This window comes from Microbulbifer pacificus (genome assembly GCF_033723955.1).
GTDB classification, from domain to species: domain Bacteria; phylum Pseudomonadota; class Gammaproteobacteria; order Pseudomonadales; family Cellvibrionaceae; genus Microbulbifer; species Microbulbifer pacificus.
In genome coordinates, this window is record NZ_CP137555.1 from 2926708 (window position 1) to 2943248 (window position 16541).

Consider the following 16541-nt stretch of genomic DNA (forward strand, 5'->3'; position numbering starts at 1 on the left):
TTCCGGCGCAATTTTCTTTTATGCTACAGCGCGCAGTCGAATGCTCGCAGAAGGTATTGGGGGTGGCTGCGCGAACCATTAGAGAGTAAACGCGCTTTCCAAGCGGTATCCAGGGAAGCATCGAAATATTGGGATACAACTTAGGGGAAATCACCATGGCCAATATCTGTGCCGACAAGCCGACTTTTGTCGCCGACCTGAACGTAAACGACACTTTCGACCTGACACTGAAGCCGGTAGCACCGGTGAACGGCGAAGCCCAGTACTGGCCGCTGTACAACGCCGCCAACCCCGGTGAGGAATTCGGCAATATCCTGTTCCAGTTCCGTGGGCAGAACAAGAAGATCACCCTGAATATCACTCTGGACACATCAGAAGTGGAAGGTATCCAGTTTACCAAGACAAACCAAGGCAATTTCGACGGGATTGTTGGTCTGAGCACCGATTTCAAACAAGAATTCAATGCCAAGGCTGGCAAGCCTAAAGGTGGTACTGATTATACCGAGCTGACCGTGACGGCCAGTATTCAGACTAGTGAGCTTGCGGAGGCAGGGAACAATTTCTCGTTTCTGTGGCTGTGCGAGATGATCGATACCGGGATGAATATTGTTTCCGGTGACCCGGATGCTCAGTACGAGCCAGAGTAATTATTTGCACAAGCTGGCCTTTACCTGATTCGATACATGGGGCTGGGTGCAGAGCTGTCGGAAAGCCGGAAGATTGAACCATTCTGCACTCATGCCCTGCTCGATAAGCTGCTCCAAGTAGTAGTTGGCCGATGGCCACTGGTTACTCAGCGCATAGACCTGGGCGGAAAAGTATTTGACATCCGTATCCTCAGGCGATTCTTGCTGAAGCTCTAGTGTCAAGGAAATCGCATCCGAGGTTCGCCCTAAATGAGCCAGTGTCAGCGCACGGTATCTGCGTTCGCGAAGCCCCTCTGCACTTTTGGTGATTTCTATAGCATCATTAAAAGCCTGATGCGCATTCTCTTGCTGTCCGAGCATCACGTAGGTTTCGGCAATAAGCACTTTTGCTGAAACATCATTAGGAATTTGATCTAAAACACTACGAAATTCTTTTTGTGCATTTGAATAAAAGCCTTGAAGGAAATAACAAACGCCTAGGTTTAGGCGCGTGCGCCAGCCGCGCAAATGTTCCGGTATCGATGTGATGGCAGTTTCCGCAGCAGCCAAATTGCCACTTTCCATCTCAATATTTCCAAGCGTGGAATAGGATGACCAGTGATCAGGAAAGGCCCGTAAAAGTTTTTCCAAGACTGAGCGAGCCTGGGGGTAATTGCCGGCTACTGCGTTATTGAGAGCGACTAAATATAAGTTGTCGGCAGATGGGTTAAGTGCAGATGCTTGTTCTGCATAGTGTAGGCCAGATTCATATTCTCCTTGCATGAAAAAAAAACGTGCATATCTGGCAATCAGATCCGCGGAGGGACTAGTGTCCTCGTCTAGCTGTTTCAGGAGTTTGTTGAACCCATCTTTATCACCTGTGTAAGTGCGTAACCAAAGTTCTTGCTCCAGCAGCTGTTGTCTATTTAGTTTGTGAGCGCGCCCTCTCTCTATTACGGCGAGACCTCGCTCAATGAAAGCATTTTGATCCGTTTGTACAAATAGCTTTGCCGATACGCTGGTAAAAGCTTTGTACAAGTTCGTATTTAGAGGGTACCGGTCAATTAGTAATTGGAGTAATTCGAGATCCTTAGGCTTGAGATCTTTTTGATCTAGTCTGCTCAATATGTCCAGATAACTGTCGTAGTCTTTGTCGGACATTACGACGCGCTTCTCTTTTTCAGTCAGATAGTTTTCGGAAAAAACGGCCTTTGTGCTATTACTTATACGATATTCGGCTTCTTGCCGCTTATCTGTCAGAAATGTAAAACTGCTCTGTTGCTTGATCTCGCCTGCCATCGGCGCTATTAGCTGTAGCTCTATTTCACAGCGCACCTGCGCACACTCAAGCTTTGCAAACAACGCATCTGTAACTCCTTTATTCCGCAACGCCTGCAACTGCGCCTCAAAATCCTGCCCTTCCTTCGGCTCAAAACTCACCAGCGCACTGGCCTTCAACTGCGAAACCGAATTCATCAACGCCTGTCGCACCATGGTCCGGGTCAGCGCTACGGCATTTTCCTCGCCGCGGATCTCGCCGTTGATCTCCACCGGCATCACCGCGATGTATTGCGGCTCCAGCCGGGTGATTTCCTGCCAGCCCCAGTAACCGCCCGCGCCCACCACCAGCGCGGCGGCGATACCGGTCGCAAGGCGTAGCCAGCGGCGACGCTGTTTCACCTGCTGGCGGGTGAACAGGTCGGTCAGCGTCGCGGTGAAATCTTCGCTGTCGGATTCCAGCCCTTGCTGATGCAGCAGCTCAAAACCCTGGTACACAAGCTGCGCGCTCTGCGGGCGCTGCGCCGGGTCCTTGGCCAGCAGTTTGTCCAGCAGGATCGTCAGCGGCTCGGGAATATCCGCCCACGCCTGCTGCGGCGGAATATGGGGTTCGTTGGTGATGCGGTTGGCCATGGCCAGCGCGCCGGCGTCGTGCTTGTCAAACGGGCGGCTGCCGCACAGCAGCTCATAGGCAATGGTGCCGAGGCTGAACAGGTCGCTGCGGGCATCCAGGGTTTTGCCGAGGATCTGCTCCGGCGACATGGCGGTGATGGTGCCCGCCAGCTGGTTTTCCGCGGTGAGGGTTTTTTCGTCCAGCTGCTGGGATTTGGCGATGCCGAAATCGGTGATCTTGGCGGTGAGCTTGCCGCTGGCACCGGTGGTGATCAGGATATTGTCGGACTTGAGGTCGCGGTGAATGATGCCGAGGCTGTGGGCCTGCTGCAGGCCCTGGCAGATCTGCATCAGCAGGCTGAGTTTCTGCTGCAGGCTGGGGCTGTGCTCGCGCATCCAGGCACGCAATGTGGTGCCATCGATATATTCCATCACCAGCGCGATATTGCCATCTTCCTCCAGCACATCGTGCAGCGCGACGATGTTCGGGTGATTGAGCTGGGCGAGGAGGCGCGCTTCCTGCTGGATGCGCGCGCGGGCGTTGTGGCTGGCGACGTCGTCCTTCAGCTTCTTGATCGCTACCTGCCGGTGCAGCTTGCGGTCTTCGGCGAGATACACAATGCCCATGCCGCCGGCACCGAGGGTGCTGTGGATAACATAGCGCTCGCTGTCGACGGCCGGTTTGTGCGCGGCGCTGGCCTGCGGTCCAACCTCGGGATCGGCAATATCCATCTGCGTGTGTTCTTGTTCTGGTTATTTGTCGCAGCGAGGCGCGCTCGAATCAATCGGCTTACAGCTTCGCGCCCGTCTCGCTGTTGCTGGCAACCTGGGATTTGCCCGCATTGTTGTTATTGCCCCCGTTACACAGACCCGGATATTGCTGTCGCAGGTCGTCAAATGCGGGGATGCCGCAGATTTTGACAAAGCGCGCGGTGCAATACCAGATGGGGGAGATGCCCTGTTCCAGGGTCTTGCGAATATGCACCTTGGCGGAGAGCAGGTCGCCGGTGGTGATGTACACCTGGGCGCGGGCGTAATTTACGTAGAGGTCATCCGGTGCGTCGCGGCGGATCCTGAGCAGGTTTTCCACCGCTTTTTCCGCCTCGCCCAGTTCCGCGTAGGCGCGCGCCTGCATCAACAGCCCCTCCCAGTCGCTGCGCTCTGCGGTCAGCTCAAGGGCGGTGTGCGCCAGTTCCAGCGCCTGCTCGGGCTGGTTCAGCTCGCGCGCGATTTCCGCGCGGTACAGCAGCGGGTCGGCGTCCTTGGGGGCGAGGCTGGAGACCCGTGCGAAGCAGGTCTGGGATTCCGCATACTGCTGCTCGATGAAGTAGGCGAGACACAGGTTGTAGGTATCCATCGGGCCGATGCGCTCGAGGCCGGCCTCGCTCAGCAGGCGGATGGTTTCCGCAGCGTTGCCGCTGTCGAGCATGTTGCCGGCGAGCAGGGAGATGGCGTCGATGGATTCGCTATTGAGGGCAATCGCCTGCCGCAGCACTTTATTCGCCGCCTGCATGTCGCCGCTCAGGGTCAGGGTAAGCGCCTTCTGGTCCAGGTAGGCGTAGCTGGTGCGCAGCGCCAGGGCGCTGTCGATATGTGCGAGGGCCTTGTCGTATTCGCCGCGGTGGTGGTGGTAAAAGGCCCTCAGCTGGTGATAGCTGGCCTTGTCCGGCAGGGTGAGTTTGAGTCGTGCCAGCAGCGCTTCCGCCTGGCCTGGCTCGTTGCGCAGGGTGGCCAGGCGCAGCTGGTTGATCAGGATTTCCGGGGTGTCGGCGAGGCTGGCGGGTGCGCGCTCCAGCAGCTTGGCGAGGCGCGTGTCCGCCTCAGCGGCGCGGGTGTTGAACTCCTGGTCCATCACCATTTCACCGTAGAGCTCGTACAGCGGTGCGAACAGCACCGCGCGATCCTGCAGGGTGTCCAGCCGATCCAGCAGTTCACCGAGGTGCAGGTAATCCTGGCGGCGCTCGTGGATTTCCAGATAGGTCAGGTAATCCTCGGCGCTGATGCGCGCGCTGCTTTCACGGTTGCGGGCGGGGAACTCCGCCAGCAGGTCGTCCAGCTGGTGCTGGGTGCGCGCGCGGCTCTCCAGGCCTTCCTCCACCACCAGGCGGGTGCTGCGGCTGTTGACCACGGTGAGGGTGTCGCTGTCGAGCAGTTCCAGCGACAGTTCGCAGCTGCGCGCGTCGCAGTCGATGGCGGGGATCAGCAACAGGTCGGCATTCAGGGATTTGGCCTGCGCCGCCAGTGGCTGGCCGCGCAGGCGGCGCGATTCGGAAAACGACACCAGTTTCAATCCCTGGCGCCCGCTGAGCCCCTGTTTCAGAGCACTCTGCACGTTGCTTACCAGCAGGCGCTGGGTGCGCACAAAGGCGGAGTCGTCGGAAATTTCCAGCGGCTGCGGCTCCAGCACCGCGATGTATTTGCTCGATTCCGGCAGCGGCGGGGTGGCGAATTCGCTCAGCGCAAGCCAGGTCCCCGCGCCCGCGGTGCCGATGGCCAGCAGGGCGATGGCGGCGCGGTGCAGCCAGGTGCGGCCGCTGTGGTGGTACTGGTAATAACTCTCCGCGGTTACCGTGGCGGTGACGCTGTGGGTGCGGGTAAAACTGCTGCCGCTGCCCCGGATCTGCAGCAGTACGGCTTCCAGTTCGGTGGCGACGGCGGCGGCATTCAGCGGGCGCTGCTGTGGGGTTTTTGCCAGCAGGCGATCCAGCAGCGCACACAGCGCCTGCGGCAGTTCCGGTGCGAACTTGGCCGCCGGCGGGTGCGGGCTTTTGACGATGCGATCGGCAATGACGTAGGGGCTGTTGTTGTCGCCAAACGGGTTCTGCCCGCACAGCAGGCGGTAGGCCAGCACCCCGAGGGCGAACAGGTCGCTGCGGTTATCCAGGGGCTTGCCCTGGGCCTGCTCCGGCGACATGGCGCCCCAGCTGCCGGCGACGTGTTGCTCGCGGGTGAGGTCGCTGTCTTCCTGCCAGTGCTTGGCGATGCCGAAATCGGTGATCTTGATGGTACCGCTGCTGTCCACCAGGATGTTCTCGGCCTTGAGGTCGCGGTGGATGATGCCGGCACTGTGGGCGCGGGTGAGACCGGCGCAGATCTGCTTCAGCAGTTGCAGCTTCTGTGCGAGGTCGGGGCTGCGCTCTTTCTGCCAGCGGTCGAGGCTGCAGCCGTCGACGTATTCCATCACCAGCGCGATGCCGTTTTCGTCCTCCACCACATCGTAGAGCTGCACGATATTGTTGTGGTTGAGCTGCGCCAGCAGCAGGGCCTCGCGGCGGATGCGCTCGCCGGCGTTGCTGCTGTTGGGATTGTGGAGCAGTTTCTTGATGGCGACCTGACGGTTCAGGCGCTCGTCGGTGGCGAGGTACACCACGCCCATACCGCCGGAGCCAAGGCGGGCGGTGGCGCGGTAGCGGCCGATGTAAAAAGGTAACTGCTCTGATTGCATGTTGTGACTGCGGTAATTTTTTTTCTTACTGGTAAACTGCCGTCCTTGGATCAAAGTCCGTCCCTGCAGAGTCGGTTTTTACTGGCTGAATGCGTTGCCGGTTAAATGGTCTCCACTTCCGCAATTGCATATTCCCCGGTGCTGGCTTCCAGCTCTTCTTTTTGCGAGCCCTTGAAAATATCCAGCAGGTAACAGCCGAGGCGCATCTCGTAGGAGCGGCGTTCTACCAGGTGCGAGGTGTCGATGGCGTCCGGCAGGCTGTCGGCAATCTGCTTGCGCGCGCGGAAGATCTGGGTGTTCAGGTGATTGACGGTAATGCCCAGCTCGCGGGTGGCGAGGTCGGCGGATACCCAGCCCTGGTCGGCGTGGTCGATGCCGCGCTGGATGTCGCGGATGCGCGCCCGCGCCAGGTACAGCAGCAGGTAGTTGTGGGTGCGTGCCGGCAGGTCGAGGCGCGTGTCGTCGCGCGCCAGCTGCAGTTGGATATGTTCTTCGTGGTGGCTGACGGAAAAGCGCAGGCGAAAATCCGACACACACAGATTCTGGAACGAGAGCTCGGTGGTGGTGTTCTGGCTGTTGCCGAGGAACAGTTCCCAGCTGTGGCGCGCGCAGTCGATGCGGTTGCCGTGTCGCACCAGCTTGGCGGTGCTGCTGTTTTCCGAGCCGTCGAGCAACTCGTAGATCCACACCCCGTTGACCGGGTTGAAGTGCAGGCTGGCAATGGGGTCGTGCTCATCCGGCAACAGGTGGTAGGACTCGAGCGCGGTGGCTTCGCCGCTGTGGATATCGATCAGCAGGTTTTCCGGCGGGTCCAGGTTCTCCACCTTCCAAACGGAATTGGTGGAACGGCCGAAGGTGATCTTGTCGCCGATCTGCAGTGGCTGGTTTTTTGCGGGAATAAGCTGCTGGCCATTCACCCAGGTGCCGTTGCGGCTCAGGTCGCGAATGATCCAGTGGCTGCCAGTCCATTGAATGGCGGCGTGGATGCCGGAAATTTCCGGCAGGGTGATGCGCGTATCGGCAACCCCCTGACGGCGGCCAATAGTGTGGTGCGCCATCAGGAAAACGGGTTGATCCCGGTCGGGATGTTGCAAGCTGGCCATGTTCAGTCCCTTCCCCAAAAAACTGCATCGTTAAATCCCGCGCGGCGCAGTGCCGTGAAACGGAGGTAAATGCAGGAATTATCAAGACAGGGCGGCCGGAGAGTGGTTCTCTCCGCATACAGCCGTGTGCACGGAAAGTGGCCAGGAGTCGAGCCTTAATAGGTGGCCGGAGCCCGTTTTAATACGGACACTCACCAACCGATTTATTTTTCGCCGGGGCGCAGTCGCGGTTTGGAGCAGCTACAGCATTTACCCTACACGGTAAAGCGCGCCACCTCTCATTTTTATTGCCGCGACAGAGCTTTGCACCGCTGTCTTGAGTCAGTGTTCGCTAACCAATAGGCGAGCGTCCACTGTAGTGTTGCCGGACCATTTATACCGGACTGCGAGCCGAATGCAATCACTGGATGCGAATTGATACGAAGTATGTACGGGCGTGCCTGTCCGTTTTTGACAATTGTCGGTCGGCACGAAAATCAACATGCACCGGCGGCGATCGGTATCAGTGGTCGTCGCGGTTTTCCTGTTCGTCCGCGTCGTCTTCTTCCGGCAGTTTGCGTCCGTCCTTGCGGTCGAGGTCACCCACGTCGAGTACCGGCGACGCGTCGATATGTTCGGCATCCATCATCAGTGCCACCCGCTGCAGCGACGAAATGATCATGGACTGCTCCCACTCACGCAGGTCGCGGAACTGTTTGACGAAGTGATCCTGCAGTGGGGTGGGGGCGTCGCGGATGTTCTCCATACCTTTTTCGGTCAGGTAGGCGTGCACCTTGCGCTTGTCTTCCTCGGAGCGCTCCCGGTACACCAGGCCGCGTTTTTCCAGGCGGTCGAGAATGGTGGTGACGGTGGCTTGGCTGAGGCTGATCTCCTTCGCCAGCGCGCCGATGGTCACCTGGCCGTGCTCGCGAATCGCCTGCATCAATAACAGCTGCGGCGCGGTAAGGCCGGCGGTTTTTACCAGCTGCCGGGAGTGCAGGTCGGTGGCGCGGATCAGGCGGCGCAGGGTAATGAGTACTTCTTCGATCTTGTCCATCAGCAGCAGGGTCTCGATTTCACGGTGGCAGGCGCGGTGGTAGATGTGCCCGCGCCCGACTTTAGGTTCTGCGCCGCTTTTGTCAAATCCGATACCCGGGTTCCGGCGATCTTCCGCCGTCGCCGGGGCGCGAAAGTCACCTCCGGTGGACTCCGGCGTCTCTTTTTTCCCAGCGCCCGATATTGGTGCCGGCTGCCCGCCGATGGTGCGTGAGCCCCCGTGGTTGCTGGTCTTGCGGTGGTTTCGTGCGCCGCCGGATGCTTTGTGGTTGATCGTATTTTGATCATGTTGCATGAGTCTTGGCCTTGAACCCTCCTGAATGTTTAGAGTACTATGAATTCAAATATTTAGATCAGTAAATAATTTTTGGTGGGTCAGGTCAAATTTTAATCACAAATTGGCTTTTGTTCGATCTCTTTTGCGGGTTGAGCAATTTTTTGGCGGTTGTTTCTGAAATTTGCCCCTGATTTAACATTTTGATGACTAAAGGTATTGGTTTGAGTGCCAGCAGTGAGCTAAAAGAAGACGATTCATTTGACGACAAAGTAAACGAGGCGCGGCAGGTAAAGCCCCTGGGGTTAGAGCGTGAGGCTTCCCGGATTCTGCTGCGCCGCCCGTTCAGCGAGGATGGTGCCGCCGTGCACCGGCTGATCGGCAATTGCCCACCGCTGGATACCAACTCCCTCTATTGCAACCTACTGCAGGCCAGCCACTTTTCCGCCACCAGTGTGGCCGCGGAGCTGGATGGCGAGCTGGTGGGTTTCATCTCCGGCTACCTCATCCCCGAGCGCCCCGACACGCTGTTCATCTGGCAGGTGGCGGTGGCCGAGCAGGGCCGCGGACTGGGGCTCGCCGGGCGCATGCTGCGCGAAATTCTTGCGCGCCCGGCGTGCACGCAGGTTCGCCACCTCGAAACCACCATCACCCCGGACAACGACGCCTCCTGGGCGCTGTTTCGCAGCCTCGCGCGTAGGCTCGATGCGAAGTGTGCGGATTCGGTGCTGTTCGATCGCGAGCGCCACTTCAACGGCCAGCACGACAGCGAAATGCTGCTGCGCATCGGGCCGTTTACCGCGCGCTGATACGCGTTTCCACCTTTTCTAATTTTTACGCATTTAACTCAATCACCACTTAGGGGTTGTCGACATGAAAGTTTTTGATGAGATCGAATCTGAAGTAATGAGCTACGCCCGCGCTTTCCCGCGGGTTTTTAACAAGGCTCAGGGCGAATACCTGTACGACGAGGAGGGCAACCAGTACCTGGATTTCCTCGCCGGTGCCGGCACCCTGAACTACGGCCACAACAACCCGGTGTTCAAGCAGGCGCTGCTGGACTACATCCAGCAGGACGGCATTACCCATGGCCTGGACCTGCACACCAAGGCCAAGCGCGAGTTCCTGGAAACCTTTTACGAAAAAATCCTGCAGCCGCGCGGCATGAGCTACGTTATGCAGTTCACCGGCCCCACCGGCACCAACGCGGTGGAAGCGGCGCTGAAGATCGCGCGCAAATACAAGGGCCGCGAAAACATCATTTCCTTCACCAACGGATTCCACGGCTGCAGCCTGGGTGCGCTGGCGGCCACCGGCAATTCCCACCATCGCGGCGCCTCCGGCGTGAGCATGAGCGGTGTGTCGCGCATGCCCTACGAGGGTTACCTGGGGGATGACATCGACACCACTGCCTACCTCGACAAGGTGCTGAGCGATTCCTCCAGTGGTATCGACCACCCCGCCGCGGTGCTGGTGGAAACCGTGCAGGGCGAGGGCGGTATCAACGCCGCCAGCGTGGAGTGGCTGCGCAACCTGCAGGACGTGTGCAAAAAACACGACGTGTTGCTGATCGTCGACGACATCCAGGCGGGCTGTGGCCGCACCGGCAGCTACTTCAGTTTTGAGGAAGCGGGCATCCAGCCAGACATCGTCACCCTGTCGAAATCCCTCAGTGGTTACGGCCTGCCGTTCGCGGTGGTGCTGATGAAGCCAGAGCTGGACCAGTGGAAGCCGGGCGAGCACAACGGCACCTTCCGCGGCAACAACCTGGCCTTCGTTACCGCCACCGCGGCGATCGACCACTACTGGAGCGACGACAAGTTCTCCAAAGAAGTGCTGCGCAAGGGTGACTACATTGAGCAGCGCCTGCAGCGCATCGTCGAGAAGTACGGCGACGGCAACATGACCACCCGCGGGCGCGGCATGTTCCGCGGCCTCAACTGCGTGAGCGGCGAGCTGGCGGACAAGATCACCAGCGAGGCCTTCCGCAACGGTCTCGTCATCGAAACCAGCGGCGCCGACGACCATGTGGTGAAAACCCTGTGCCCGCTGACCATCAGCGACGACAACCTGAAAAAGGCGCTGGATATCGTCGAGGCCGCGGTGGCCAAGGTGTTGAAGGGCGAAGAAGTTCCAGAGGAACACGATTTCTTCGCCAGCAGCGAACCAGAGCCGACCAGTGTGCTCGCCGGTGCCGCCTGATCCAGGCGCCGCGCACCAGCAAATACAACGCAACCAGTAACGCAAAGAGTTAAGTAATGATCGTAAGAAGACTGCAGGAAGCCGAACAATCCGAACGCCGTATCGTCTCCGAGGGCTGGGAGAGCACCCGCCTGGCGCTGAAAAACGACAACATGGGCTTCTCCTTCCATATCACCACCATTTACGCCGGTGCCGAGCTGCACCTGCACTACCAGAACCACCTGGAAGCGGTGTACTGCATTTCCGGTGAGGGCTCGGTAATGGCCGAAGCCGATGGCGTGGTGCATGAAATTTCCCCGGGCACCATCTACCTGCTCGACCAGAACGACAAGCACGTACTCAAGGGCAAGACCGAAATGAAAATGGCCTGTGTGTTCAACCCGCCGCTGCACGGCAAGGAAGTACACAACGCGGAAGGCGCCTACGAGCTGGATGCGGAAGAGGTACGGGACGAAAAATAACGTGGCCATGTTCAGTGCGGCGGCGGAATTCTGGGGCACTAGCCGGGACTATTTCGCCGCGACGGCGAAACCGAAATTCGAAGATGGTCAACGCAGGGACTTCATGAAGACGCATACGGTAGAAAAGATCGGCGGTACGTCCATGAGTGACTACCGCGCGGTACGCGACAACATTGTTTTCAAAAACGGCAGGGCCAAAGGCGAAGGCCTGTACCGGCGGGTTTTTGTGGTCTCCGCCTACGGCGGCATGACCGACATGCTGCTGGAGCACAAAAAATCCGGGCGCCCGGGCGTGTTTGCGCTGTTCGCTGGTGCCGATGACGAGCGCGAGTGGTCGGACGCCATGGCGGGCGTGCGTCAGCGCATGGAAGAGATCAACGCGTCGCTATTCGCGGACGATGTCACCCTCGCCAAGGCCAACGCGTTTATCGGCGAGCGCCTGGACGACGCCGCGGGCTGCCTCGCGGATCTCGAGCGCGTGTGCCAGCACGGCCACTTTGCGCTGGAAGGGCATCTCGATGTGGTGAGCGAAATGCTCGCCAGTCTCGGCGAGGTCCACAGCGCCTGGAACACCGTGCAGCTGTTGCGGCAGGAAGGGGTCAACGCGCGTTTCGTCGATCTCACTGGCTGGCGCGATGGCGAACACAAAACCCTGGATGACCGGATCCAGCAGGCGTTTGCGGATGTGGATTTTGCCAGTGAGCTGCCCATCGCCACCGGCTACGCGCACACCGCCGACGGCCTGATGAAAACCTTTGCGCGCGGTTACAGCGAGATGACCTTCAGTCGTATCGCGGTGCTGACCGGTGCCAGCGAGGCGATCATCCACAAGGAGTATCACCTGAGCAGTGCCGATCCGCGCCTTGTGGGTGAGGCGCAGGCGGTGCCCATCGGCCGCACCAATTACGATGTGGCGGACCAGCTCGCCAATCTGGGTATGGAAGCCATTCACCCGCGCGCGGCAAAGGGCCTGCGCCAGAATGCCATTCCGCTGCGGGTGATGAACACCTTCGAACCGGAACACCGCGGCACCCTGGTAACCGGCGACTATGTAAGCGACACACCGCGGGTGGAGATCATTGCGGGGCGTAAAAACATCTATGCTGTTGAATGTTTCGATCAGGACATGATGGGCAGCATGACCAGTTACGACCGGGCGATCAACGACACCATCGCGCGCTTCAAGGGCGCGGTGGTGACGAAGGACATCAACGCCAACACCATCACCCACTACCTCGCCAGCACGCTCAAGACCGTCAAGCGGATCAAGAGCGCGATCAACGAGCGCTTTCCGGATTGCGATATCCAGGTGCGCAAGGTGGCGGTGGTTTCCGCGATAGGCAGCGATATGCAGGTTTCCGGCATGTTGTCGCGCGCGGTCTGTGCGCTGGCGGCTTCCGGTATCAGCATCCTCGCCGTGCACCAGTGCATGCGTCAGGTGGATATGCAGTTCGTCATTGATGAGTGCGACTACGAAAGCGCCGTCAAAAGTCTGCATGCCGCGCTGGTGGAAGTGCACGAGCACGGCGACGCCATATGCGCCGCCTGATACCCAACAGGCTTTCATTACTGCCGCCGGCTATGCTGGCGGCAGTTTGCGTTGTGGCCTCGCTACTGCTGTTGCTCGCGCTGCCTGGCGCCGCCCAGGACCAGGTCAAAGACCAGACCGAAGTTCCATCACCACCCAAGGTGACCAGCGAGGAAAAAGCGCAAAACCAGCAGAAACAGCAGGAACTGGACAAGGTTGCCGAGGCTGTGGATAACCTGGACAAGCCGCTGTATTCCGCATTTATCGAGCGCTATGTGCTCGACGAGCTGAAGCAGCTGCGCATCGATATGGCCGCGCAGAAGGTATCGCTGACGGAAAATATCGTCGACCGCCAGTTGAGCGCCGCCGACAAGGCCATCACCTACGCCACCGACACCATCACCTATTTCTTTTACCTGATAGCCGGCTTCAGCTCCCTGCTGGTGATCATGGGCTGGACCTCGATTCGCGACGTGAAGGAAAAGGTGCACACCCTCGCCAACCAGGAAATTTCCAAGCTGGTGGAACAGTACGAGGCGCGCCTGCGCAGTATCGAGGAGCAGCTGTCGGAAAAAACCCAGCATATCGAGAACAACCGCGACGAAATCGAGCTGACCCGGGAAATTCACTCCCTGTGGCTGCGCGCCGGGCGCGAGCAGACGCCCACCGGAAAAATCGCAGTGTACGACCAGATTCTGAACCTGCGCCAGGAAGACGGTGAGGCGCTGACCTACAAGGCGGACGCGGTACTGGAATTGGACGAGCCGCAGTGGGCCATCAACCTGTGCCTGCAGGCGCTGCAGATCGACGGCGAAAACGGCAACGCCTATTACCAGCTGGCCTGTGCCTACGCCTATCTGGAGCAGTGGGAAGAGTCGATCAACTACCTGAAAGAGGCGCTCGCCATTTCACCGGCCTATCGCGACGAGGCGCTGGAAGATCCCGCGTTCAATGCGCTCTACACCCGCAAGGAATTCGCCCAGCTGATGGGCATCCAGCCGGAAAAACCCAAACCGAAAGATGCCGATTAACGGCACATTGCCGTCATTCAAAAAATATAACGATTAAACGCCAATAGTCCGGGGGCCAGTCATGTTGCTCAGTTTCCTGTTTTTTCTCAGCCTGTTTGCCGCCGTCGGCATCAGCTCCTACCGCAAAAGCCGCGGCACCAAAAAAGATTACTACCTCGCCAGCCAGGACGTGTCGCCGATGCTGGTGGGGTTGTCTGCGGTGGCCACCAACAACAGCGGCTACATGTTTATCGGTGTTATCGGCTACACCTACGCCACCGGCCTCGCCTCCATCTGGCTGATGCTGGGATGGATTCTGGGGGATTTTCTCGGCTCCCTGTGGATACATAAAAACCTGCGCGAGGCCGCCAGGCGCAGTGGCGAATCCAGCTACGCCGGCGTACTTGCCTGCTGGCAGGGCACACGCTTCGGGGTGTGGCAGAAACTCGCCGGTGTGCTCTCGCTGTTGTTCCTGCTCGCCTACGCCAGCGCGCAGCTGGTGGCGGGCAGCAAGGCGCTGTATGTGGTGCTGGAACTGCCGATCTGGAGCGGAGCGGTTATCGGCGGTGTGATCGTCGCGGCCTACTGCCTCGCCGGCGGCATCCGCGCGTCGATCTGGACCGACGCGGCGCAGTCGCTGGTGATGGTGGTGGCGATGGGGTTGTTGCTGTTTGTGGCCACGCAATCGGTCGGCGGTGTCGCATCGGCCTGGCAGGCGATGGGGCGGGTTGAGGGATTCCTCAACTGGTATCCACAGGATCTGTTACTGCCCGGGTTGGCGGGCGGCATCCTGTTTGCGCTGAGTTGGCTGTTCGCGGGCATTTCGGTGGTGGGCCAGCCCCATGTGATGGTGCGCTTTATGGCCCTGAACGACTCCCGCCGCATGCTGCACGCGCGCTGCTGGTACTACCTGTGGTTTACGGTGTTCTATTTTATGGCGACGGGGGTGGGGATGCTGTCGCGCATTCTGCTGAGTGACGCGGGCGCATTTGATGCGGAGCTGGCGCTGCCGATGATGGCGATGGAGCTGTTGCCGCCGGTGCTGGTGGGGCTGGTGCTCGCGGGCATTTTTGCCGCGACCATGTCGACGGCGGATTCCCTGGTGCTGAGCTGCTCGGCGGCACTGACCCACGATTTGCTGCCGCAGCGCACGGAAAACACGCGCATGCTGAAACTGGCCACCCTGGGGATAACTTCGGCGGCGGTGGGCTGGGCGCTGTTGAACAAGCAGAGTGTGTTCAGCCTGGTGGTGATGAGCTGGTCGGCGCTGGCTTCGGCGTTTGCGCCGTTGCTGATGGTGCTGGCGGCGGGCGGAAAGCCTTCGCAGCGGTTAGCGGTTGTGATGAGTGTGCTGGGATTAGTGACCGCGCTGGTGTGGCGCTGGGTTGGCTGGCACGCGCATGTCTATGAAGGGATGCCGGGGATCTTGATGGGGCTGCTGGTATTTGTGGTTGGTCGAGTTTTGGAAAGGGAGCCTGTAGGTCGTGCGGTAAACGCCTGAAAAACAAGAAACCCGGCACTGAGGCCGGGTTTCTCGTCCATCCTGTGAGACGGAAATCGGTATTTACCAAAAGGTTACTGGCGAACGCCTTCCACATCCAGAATCAGCTCAACAGTCTGGGAAGCCGGGCCCAGGTCGTAATCGATGCCGAAGTCTTTCAGTTTGAACTCGGTCTTGCCGGTGAAGCCCTGGCGGTAGCCGCCCCAGGGATCCTTGCCGCCGCCGATTTCGGCCACGTCAATGGCGATCGGCTTGGTCACGCCGTTCAGGGTCAGTTCGCCTTTCAGCAGCGCCTTGCCATCACCTTTGGGTTCAAAACTGGAGCTCTTGAAGGTGGCGGTGGGGAACTTGTCCACGTTCAGGAAGTCCTTGCCGCGCAGGTGCTTGTCGCGCTCTGCGTGGTTGCTGTTCAGGCTGGTGGTATCCACAGTCATTTCAATGGAGGAGGCTTCCGGCTTGGCTTCGTCATAGGAAAAGCTGCCATCGAACTTGTCGAAGCGGCCGTACAGCCAGCTGTAACCCAGGTGCTTGATGCGGAACTGGACAAACGCGTGTGCGCCCTTGGTATCAACTTTGTAAACGGCAGCCTGGGCAGTGGTGCCTACCAGGGCAGCAAACAACAGAACAGCAAGTTTTTTCATGGTGCGGTTTCCTTTGATTGGATTCGAGTTAATTAGAACTGATCAATCTTTTCATTGAGAAAAATCAATTGAGTGGTTTTAGCCTTTTCGCGGTGCCAGCCCAAGCATTTTCCTGAGAGTTCCGTCTTTATTGACAAAATGGTGTTTGAACGCCGCAACGCCGTGCAACAACACCAGCCCCATCAGGGTCCACGCCAGATACTTGTGGATCGCCCCGGCGATATCTTCCTGATTTTCCAGTCCGTGCAACGTCGCCGGTACCGGGAACCAGTTGAACACTTCGATCGCGCGCCCATCGGCGGTGCTGATCAGGTAGCCGGAGACGGAAATGGCCAGCAACAGGGTATAGATGATCCAGTGCGCAGCGCCCGCAGCGCGCTGCTGCCAGCGCGGCGCCGGCTCCGGCGCCGGGCTCACATTGGCCCAGCGCCACAGCAAACGCGCAACCAGCAGGATCAACAGCAGAATACCCACGGACTTGTGGATATCCGGCCCCTGCCGATACCACGGGTCGTAGTAGCCGAGCCCGCGCATCCACCAGCCCAGCGCAAACATGCCGATGATGGCCGGCGCCATCAGCCAGTGAAAAGCGACGGCCACCCAGCCGTAGTGGGATCTACTATTGCGGGTCTGCACGTCTGACTCCGTTGCCAAATCTACTGCGCGTGCGCCTGACGGCGTCCGGCGGTGCTCAGAATGCTCATGTATGACCTATACACTCCGCTTCTTCCGCTCCGGCGACCACCGTCAGCCACCCGCTCGCTACGATTTTTAGTTACATGAATGGCTCGCATTATAAAAATTCTATGGCGCCGGAATAGCGCA

General features: G+C 59.2%; 13 protein-coding genes. 7 read left to right on the top strand and 6 right to left on the bottom strand.

Going from position 1 to position 16541, the window contains the following annotated elements:
- Positions 1-155: 155 nt before the first annotated feature.
- Positions 156-647 (top strand): hypothetical protein, encoded by a 492-nt coding sequence (locus R5R33_RS12565; RefSeq protein ID WP_318953049.1) that lies wholly within the window; start codon positions 156-158, stop codon positions 645-647.
- On the opposite strand, the gene R5R33_RS12570 is transcribed toward R5R33_RS12565, so the two are convergent.
- The 4 genes from R5R33_RS12570 to R5R33_RS12585 all read right to left on the bottom strand — a co-directional run bounded on the left by R5R33_RS12570 (position 648) and on the right by R5R33_RS12585 (position 8100).
- Entirely contained in the window at positions 648-3248 is a 2601-nt protein-coding gene (locus R5R33_RS12570) for a protein kinase domain-containing protein (protein ID WP_318953050.1), read from the bottom strand.
- Between the two features lie 58 nt (positions 3249-3306).
- Entirely contained in the window at positions 3307-5961 is a 2655-nt protein-coding gene (locus R5R33_RS12575) for a protein kinase domain-containing protein (RefSeq protein ID WP_318953051.1), read from the bottom strand.
- Positions 5962-6062: 101 nt separating this feature from the next.
- Positions 6063-7064 (bottom strand): FHA domain-containing protein, encoded by a 1002-nt coding sequence (locus tag R5R33_RS12580; RefSeq protein ID WP_318953052.1) that lies wholly within the window; start codon positions 7062-7064, stop codon positions 6063-6065.
- Between the two features lie 502 nt (positions 7065-7566).
- Positions 7567-8100: a MarR family winged helix-turn-helix transcriptional regulator gene (locus R5R33_RS12585; RefSeq protein WP_318955732.1), complete on the bottom strand. Its 534-nt coding sequence runs from the start codon at positions 8098-8100 to the stop codon at positions 7567-7569.
- A gap of 497 nt (positions 8101-8597) precedes the next feature.
- Between R5R33_RS12585 and ectA the strand changes: the two genes are divergently transcribed.
- From ectA to R5R33_RS12615, 6 genes are all read left to right on the top strand, one after another.
- Positions 8598-9182: a diaminobutyrate acetyltransferase gene (ectA, locus tag R5R33_RS12590; protein WP_318953053.1), complete on the top strand. Its 585-nt coding sequence runs from the start codon at positions 8598-8600 to the stop codon at positions 9180-9182.
- Positions 9183-9246: 64 nt separating this feature from the next.
- On the top strand, positions 9247-10575 hold the full coding sequence (gene ectB / locus R5R33_RS12595; protein ID WP_318953054.1) for a diaminobutyrate--2-oxoglutarate transaminase: 1329 nt from the start codon (positions 9247-9249) through the stop codon (positions 10573-10575).
- Between the two features lie 56 nt (positions 10576-10631).
- Positions 10632-11036 carry an ectoine synthase gene (locus R5R33_RS12600; protein WP_318953055.1) on the top strand — a complete coding sequence of 135 codons (405 nt, stop codon included), beginning with the start codon at positions 10632-10634 and terminating at the stop codon, positions 11034-11036.
- Positions 11037-11043: 7 nt separating this feature from the next.
- Positions 11044-12585, top strand: coding sequence for an aspartate kinase (locus R5R33_RS12605; protein WP_404810400.1), 1542 nt, complete (start codon positions 11044-11046; stop codon positions 12583-12585).
- Positions 12573-13595, top strand: coding sequence for a tetratricopeptide repeat protein (locus tag R5R33_RS12610; RefSeq protein WP_318953056.1), 1023 nt, complete (start codon positions 12573-12575; stop codon positions 13593-13595). The genes R5R33_RS12605 and R5R33_RS12610 overlap by 13 nt, the downstream gene beginning before the upstream one ends.
- A gap of 61 nt (positions 13596-13656) precedes the next feature.
- Positions 13657-15075, top strand: coding sequence for a sodium/proline symporter (locus tag R5R33_RS12615; protein WP_318953057.1), 1419 nt, complete (start codon positions 13657-13659; stop codon positions 15073-15075).
- A gap of 74 nt (positions 15076-15149) precedes the next feature.
- On the opposite strand, the gene R5R33_RS12620 is transcribed toward R5R33_RS12615, so the two are convergent.
- Both R5R33_RS12620 and R5R33_RS12625 read right to left on the bottom strand, forming a co-directional pair.
- Positions 15150-15716 carry a YceI family protein gene (locus R5R33_RS12620; protein ID WP_318953058.1) on the bottom strand — a complete coding sequence of 189 codons (567 nt, stop codon included), beginning with the start codon at positions 15714-15716 and terminating at the stop codon, positions 15150-15152.
- Positions 15717-15794: 78 nt separating this feature from the next.
- Positions 15795-16352: a cytochrome b gene (locus R5R33_RS12625; RefSeq protein WP_318953059.1), complete on the bottom strand. Its 558-nt coding sequence runs from the start codon at positions 16350-16352 to the stop codon at positions 15795-15797.
- Positions 16353-16541: the final 189 nt, after the last annotated feature.

Excerpts from the sequence above, each read along its gene's own strand:
- R5R33_RS12565 (WP_318953049.1), top strand. The coding sequence starts at position 156 with ATGGCCAATATCTGTGCCGACAAGCCGACTTTTGTCGCCGACCTGAAC.
- R5R33_RS12570 (WP_318953050.1), bottom strand. The coding sequence starts at position 3,248 with ATGGATATTGCCGATCCCGAGGTTGGACCGCAGGCCAGCGCCGCGCAC.
- R5R33_RS12575 (WP_318953051.1), bottom strand. The coding sequence starts at position 5,961 with ATGCAATCAGAGCAGTTACCTTTTTACATCGGCCGCTACCGCGCCACC.
- R5R33_RS12580 (WP_318953052.1), bottom strand. The coding sequence starts at position 7,064 with ATGGCCAGCTTGCAACATCCCGACCGGGATCAACCCGTTTTCCTGATG.
- R5R33_RS12585 (WP_318955732.1), bottom strand. The coding sequence starts at position 8,100 with ATGGACAAGATCGAAGAAGTACTCATTACCCTGCGCCGCCTGATCCGC.
- ectB (WP_318953054.1), top strand. The coding sequence starts at position 9,247 with ATGAAAGTTTTTGATGAGATCGAATCTGAAGTAATGAGCTACGCCCGC.
- R5R33_RS12600 (WP_318953055.1), top strand. The coding sequence starts at position 10,632 with ATGATCGTAAGAAGACTGCAGGAAGCCGAACAATCCGAACGCCGTATC.
- R5R33_RS12605 (WP_404810400.1), top strand. The coding sequence starts at position 11,044 with ATGTTCAGTGCGGCGGCGGAATTCTGGGGCACTAGCCGGGACTATTTC.
- R5R33_RS12610 (WP_318953056.1), top strand. The coding sequence starts at position 12,573 with ATGCGCCGCCTGATACCCAACAGGCTTTCATTACTGCCGCCGGCTATG.
- R5R33_RS12615 (WP_318953057.1), top strand. The coding sequence starts at position 13,657 with ATGTTGCTCAGTTTCCTGTTTTTTCTCAGCCTGTTTGCCGCCGTCGGC.
- R5R33_RS12620 (WP_318953058.1), bottom strand. The coding sequence starts at position 15,716 with ATGAAAAAACTTGCTGTTCTGTTGTTTGCTGCCCTGGTAGGCACCACT.